Genomic DNA, 5,740 nt, shown 5'->3' on the forward strand with positions numbered 1-5,740 from the left:
GCCGGGTCCAGCAGCCAGCCCCAGCTTTCATTGCCGTGGCAAAAACCTTCGGGCAGGCGCTCGGGGCGGTAGGCAAAACTGTCGGCGTTGTGGGTCAGGGGCAACATGCTGATGCGCTCGGTGACGGTGCTGCCGAGGCTGCCATCGTGCTGCACGAACAAGCGCTCGCTGGGCACGCTGCCGCTGCCCAGGCGGTCATTCGGCGACAGGCGCCCACGCTTGGGCAGGTCGTTGATCTCGTGCCACAGCGCAATGCGCCGCGTATCGATGGGCTGGATCGCCTGGGCGGGCCACACAAAGTCGACGTTGTGAAACCACTGGTCGTACAGGTCATAGCTATCGGGCTGCATCACCGCGATGCGCTGCGCCTGTTCGACGTCGTGCACCTGGTACACCAGGCGAATGCCCAGCTCGTGTTCGGCGCGCACGCGCAGGCTTTCCAGCAGGGTGACCGAGGTGCCGAGGACGCGCAAAGTGATCATGCCGCGAACCGCCGCGAGAACACCGTGAAGGAGCGCCGCAACAGCTCCGGGTCGAGGCCACGCAGGATAAACACCAGCCGTGACTGGCGGTCGCTGCCCGGCCAGGCCGGCAAGTGCACCGGGGCATGCAGACAATGCTGCACACCATGAATGACGATGGGGGCGTTACTGGCGTTCACGTTAAGCAGCCCTTTGACACGAAGGATTCGTTCGCCGTGGCATCTTAACAGCATCGACAACCACACCCCGAAACCCACCCAGTCCAGCGGCTGGTCGAAGGTCAGGCTGCACACCTGCGCCGCGCCGTGGGTGACGCTGGTCGCCTGATGCAGTTGCCAGCGGCTGACTTCCACCGCCGGTTCGGCGCTGCGCAAACCTTCGCCGAGCAACAGTTGATCGCCGCTGTGGATGTCCTGGGTATTGAGAATCGGCGTACCGGCATTCAAAGCCTGCAGGTGCGTGCGCAGTGCGCTGCAATCGCCCTCCAGATCGGTCTTGCTCAGCAGCAGGCGGTCCGCCGCCGCGACCTGGGCCAGCCATTCCGGGTGCAGACGCTCTTGCAGAGTGGCGTGGCTGGCGTCGACCAGCGTGATCACCAGGCCGATATGGAAACGCCCGCGCAGCTGCACATCGTTGTTCAACGTGGCGAGGATCGGCGCCGGATCGGCCAGGCCGGTGGTCTCCAGGATCACCCGCTTGAACCCCGGGATCTCACCGCGCTCGCGACGTTGCAGCAAGCCGAGCAATGCGTCTTTCAGCTCGCCACGGATCGAGCAACAAATGCAGCCGCTGGGCAGCAAGACGGTATCGGGCGCCACCTCTTCCACCAGCAGATGGTCGATGCCGACATCGCCGAATTCATTGATCAGCAACGCCGTATCGCCCAGGCTTTCGCCTTGCAACAGGCGCTTGAGCAAGGTGGTCTTGCCGCTGCCGAGAAAGCCGGTGATGACGTTGAGGGCGATGCTCATAGGCCTGATTCCAAGTGATCCAGCAGCCGCGGGTCGAGAGGGTCCAGCGGGCGGCCGAGCATGGTTTCGGCGGCCTGCCACAGTTGATCCAGGCCGCTGGCCAATGCCTGTTTGCCGGTGGCGCCCAACAGCAGGTAGGACGCGCCCTGAAAGTCTTCGACCTTAAGCCGGAACACCGCCAGCACCTGGTTGATCGCGGCGATGCGGCGCAGGCGTTCGCGGCGCCTTGGCAGCTCATCGCCCAGGGGGTCGCTCCAGTGCAGGTCTTCACCGAGCAATCCGCAGAGTCCGCACATGCCTACACCCCACTCATGGCATGACATCGCCGGAGTTCGGGCCCAGGGTCTGGCCGACGAACAGGTTGCCGCCCGGCTCGCTGGCCAACAGCACGGCGGTCGGCGCCACTTCATCCGCCAGGCCGAAGCGGCCCAGGGGCAGCTCGGCGGCCTTGGCGCGTTTCCAGTCGTCACTGATGCCGCCCACCAGCGGCGTTTCAATCGGGCCGGGGGCGATGGCGTTGACCAGCACGTTGTCCTTGGCCACTTCCAGCGCGAGTGACTTGGTAAAGCCGATCACCCCGGCCTTGGCGGCAGCGTAGTGGGTCAACTCCGCACCGCCCTTGATGCCCAGTTGCGAGGCGACGTTGATGATCCGCCCCCAGCGCTGCGCCAGCATGTGCGGCAACGCACGTTGGCTGGCGACGAACACACTGGTGAGGTCGACGCGCAGCATGTCGTTCCACATTTCGATGGAGAGGTCGACACAACGCGCCTGGGTGAGCATGCCCGCGTTGTTGACCAGGATATCGATGCCGCCGAAGTGTTCGACGCAGCGGTCGACGCTGGCCTGGGCGCCTTCGACGGTGCCGACATCCGCCAGGCACTCGACCACTTCGGCGCCGAGGTTGCGGCAAGTGACCGCGGTTTCGGCGAGGCTGGCGGCGTTGCGGTCGGCCAGCAGCAGGCGCGCGCCTTCAGCGGCATAGGCACGGGCGATGGCCGCACCGATGCCGCTGCCGGCGCCGGTGATCACGGCGCGACGGTGAGTGAGTTGGGGCATGGTGAACTCCTTAAATAATCGCGCTGCGAACGCGGTTAAATCTGGGAGCGGGCTTGCTCGCTCCCACCTTTGATTTGCATCAGGCTTGAAACCGCATCAGTCGGGCCAGCGCACGGTCAGGCCACCGTCGATAACGATGCTTTGGCCAGTCAGATAACTCGACGCATCACTGGTCAAAAACTGCACCAACGACGCCACTTCATCCGCCCGCCCTACCCGCCCCAGCGGAATCGCGCGTGCGGCCTTGGCCAAGCCTTCCGGCCCCAGCGAGTTCTTCGCATCCAGCGACTGCGGCGTTTCGATCAACCCCGGAATCACCGCATTGCAACGGATGCCCTGAGCCGCCAACTCCACCGCCAGCGAGCGACACAACCCCGGCACACCGGCCTTGGCCGCCGCGTAATGGCTGTGTTCCTGCCAGCCATACACGCCGCCGGCAATCGACGAAATCGCCACCAGCGCGCCGCCCTCGCCCATATGCCGAGCGGCCGCGCGGAAGGTGCGCATCACCCCCGTCAGGTCGACATTGAGCATCTCGTTCCACAACGCGTCAGTCATCTCCAGCAACGGCGCGCGGCGCAGCAAACCAGCGTTGGCCACCGCGTAATCGAGACGGCCAAAATGCTCCACGGCCTTGGCCGCCAACGCGTCGACCGAAGCGCTGTCGCCGACGTCCAAGGGCAACATCAGGCACTCGCCGCCGGCCTCTTCCACCAGGGCCACCGTGGTGTGCGGGTCATGCGGGTCGGCCGGGTAATACCCGCCGACCACCGCCACACCGCTGCGCGCATACGCCACGGCGAGGGCTTGGCCGATGCCGCTGGCGGCACCGGTAATCAAGGCAACTTTACGGCTCATCGATCACTCCTTACTGAACGGTTTCCGGGCGCACATGGCGCGCGGCAAACATCAACATGCCCGACAAAAAGCACGGCACGGCGCCAAACCACAGCGCGGCGGTCTGCCAGTCGCTGCCGGCGGACAACACCTGGGTCGCGCCGAAGCCTGCGACCACTGCGCCGATGGGGCCCATGGCATGGATGATCGCGCCGCCGGTGGCGCGGATGCTGGTCGGGAAACTTTCACTGATAAAGAACAGCGCCGCCGAGTACGGCCCGATCAGGAAGAACAGGCCCAGGCTGTACAGCCCGACCACCATCGGCATATTGCTCGGGCCAAACAGCATCCCGGCAAACGATAGCCCGCCGAGCATCCAGCCCAGGCCGATGACATTGCGACGGCCGATCTTGTCGCCCATCCAGCCGTGGCTGAGGTAACCGCAGTAACCCACCAGGTTGGACAGCACGAGGATGATCAGCGAATTCTCGAACGAAATGTGGTGCACGCTGACGATCACCGACGTGCCGAGCACGCTGAACACCTGGATCGCCGCCCAGTTGAGCAGCAGCGCGGCGCCGATCACCAGGGTGGCGCGGCGCGCCGGGCCACGGAAGGCCGCCTTGAGGCCGGCCTTGCTGTGTTCGTCGTAGTCGACGCCGTAGGTCACGGCGACGTTTTGCGCTTCGGTCACCGCGCCGCTTTTACGCAACTGGCTGATGCGCTGGTGGATCTGGAACTGCGGGCTCTCCTTGAGCTTGCGCGCCATGATCGCGATCACCACCGCCGGGATCGCAGCGAAGATAAAGCAACCCTGCCAACCGATGATCGGCAGCAGCAGCGCGGTCAGACCAGCGGCGATCAACGCACCGACCGGCCAGCCGCCCTGCACCAGGCTGTAGATAAAGCCGCGCCGCTTGGTCAGGCGCGGGTCCTCCGAGGCGCCATACAGCTCACTCAGGTACGTGGCGTTAACGGTTTCCTCGGCATACCCCAGGCCGCCCAGCGAACGAATCAGAATCAGCGGCGACTTGCCCCACGCCCCGCCAATCGCGGTGAGTGCCGAGCACAGCGCGGAACCGGCCACGGTGAAGATAATCCCTTTGCGCCGTCCCAATTTATCCACCACAGGGCCGATGGCAAACGCGACCACCGCCGTGCCCACCGCCACCCAGGTCGCGATTTCAGCTTGTTCCACTTCACCCCAACCAAAGTGCCGGCCGATCTCCGGCAGCAAAGTGCCGAACAGGATGAAGTCATACACCGCAAACACCCAGGCGAAAAACGCGATCCAGGTGGCGAAGCGCACTTCCTGGGACGTCAGTTGCCGGGGTTTCCAGCCAGTCAGGTCAAGCTTGTTGTAGATGGACATAAATCGCGCCTCGGGGATGGGATAGGGTCAGGTACGCGGTTGGCGGCGGATAAAGTCGTCGGCGATTTCGTCGAAGGTGACGAAGCGCACGCCGGCATGGCTCTGGATATGTTCGATCAGGCGCTCAAGCATCAGCAGCACTTGCGGGCGACCGGACACGTCGGGATGGATGGTCATGGTGAACACGGCGTGTTCGTGCTCGCGGTAGACCCAGTCGAACTGGTCGCGCCACATTTCTTCGAGGTGACGCGGGTTGACGAAGCCGTGGCTGTTGGGGGCTTTTTTGATGAACATCATCGGCGGCAGGTCGTCGAGGTACCAGTTGGCCGGGATCTCCACCAGGTCGGTTTCTTCACCGCGCACCAGGGGCTTCATCCAGGTATCGGGGTGCTGGCTGTAGTCGATCTTGGTCCAGCTGTCGCCCTTGCGTACGTAGTAGGGGTGGAAGTCGTTGTGCATCAGGCTGTGGTCGTACTTGATGCCTTTTTTCAACAGCAGTTCGTTGGTGACCTTGCTGAATTCCCACCACGGCGCGACATAGCCGGTCGGGCGTTTGCCGGTGACCTGGGTGATCAGTTCGATGGATTTATCAAGGACGATTTCTTCCTGCTCGGCGGTCATCGCAATCGGGTTTTCGTGGCTGTAGCCGTGCACGCCGATTTCGTGACCGGCGTCGGCCACGGCCTTCATCTGCTCGGGGAAGGTTTCCATCGAGTGGCCGGGGATAAACCAGGTGGTGCGCAGGCCGTAGCGTTCGAACAATTTGAGCAAGCGCGGCGCGCCGATTTCACCGGCGAACAGGCCGCGCGAGATGTCATCGGGCGAGTCTTCGCCGCCGTAGGAACCGAGCCAGCCGGCGACGGCGTCTACGTCGACGCCAAATGCACAGAGAATGTCTTTAGCCATGGTGTGTCTCCTTAAAAAGTCAGGGCGGTTTCGACCGACAGCGCGGCGCGCAGCAGGCGTGCGTCTTCGCCGCTGGGGGCGCTGAGCAGCAGGCCGGTGGGTAAACCCAGGGC

The 5,740-nt window shown here is 64.2% G+C and carries 6 protein-coding genes and 1 pseudogene; all 7 read right to left on the reverse strand.

Features of this window, described 5'->3' with window-relative positions; genetic code table 11:
• Nucleotides 1-482: pseudogene (locus WBR57_RS21340) on the reverse strand (signal peptide prediction); the annotation flags it as partial.
• Nucleotides 479-1,453 (reverse strand): CobW family GTP-binding protein, encoded by a 975-nt coding sequence (locus WBR57_RS21345; RefSeq protein WP_424086360.1) that lies wholly within the window; start codon nucleotides 1,451-1,453, stop codon nucleotides 479-481. The pseudogene WBR57_RS21340 and the gene WBR57_RS21345, both read right to left, overlap by 4 nt.
• Nucleotides 1,450-1,749: a hypothetical protein gene (locus tag WBR57_RS21350; RefSeq protein WP_122543516.1), complete on the reverse strand. Its 300-nt coding sequence runs from the start codon at nucleotides 1,747-1,749 to the stop codon at nucleotides 1,450-1,452. The genes WBR57_RS21345 and WBR57_RS21350 overlap by 4 nt, the downstream gene beginning before the upstream one ends.
• 13 nt (nucleotides 1,750-1,762) lie before the next feature.
• Nucleotides 1,763-2,512: an SDR family NAD(P)-dependent oxidoreductase gene (locus WBR57_RS21355; protein ID WP_424086363.1), complete on the reverse strand. Its 750-nt coding sequence runs from the start codon at nucleotides 2,510-2,512 to the stop codon at nucleotides 1,763-1,765.
• 96 nt (nucleotides 2,513-2,608) lie between these two features.
• The gene (locus WBR57_RS21360; protein ID WP_424086365.1) at nucleotides 2,609-3,370 is read right to left on the reverse strand and encodes an SDR family NAD(P)-dependent oxidoreductase; all 762 of its coding nucleotides are present in this window, start codon (nucleotides 3,368-3,370) and stop codon (nucleotides 2,609-2,611) included.
• A 10-nt stretch (nucleotides 3,371-3,380) separates the two neighbouring features.
• The gene (locus WBR57_RS21365) at nucleotides 3,381-4,721 is read right to left on the reverse strand and encodes an MFS transporter (RefSeq protein WP_424086367.1); all 1,341 of its coding nucleotides are present in this window, start codon (nucleotides 4,719-4,721) and stop codon (nucleotides 3,381-3,383) included.
• A gap of 27 nt (nucleotides 4,722-4,748) precedes the next feature.
• On the reverse strand, nucleotides 4,749-5,627 hold the full coding sequence (locus WBR57_RS21370; RefSeq protein ID WP_003234086.1) for a polysaccharide deacetylase family protein: 879 nt from the start codon (nucleotides 5,625-5,627) through the stop codon (nucleotides 4,749-4,751).
• Between the last annotated feature and the right edge of the window lie 113 nt (nucleotides 5,628-5,740).

Source organism: Pseudomonas sp., from assembly GCF_049590575.1.
GTDB lineage: Bacteria > Pseudomonadota > Gammaproteobacteria > Pseudomonadales > Pseudomonadaceae > Aquipseudomonas.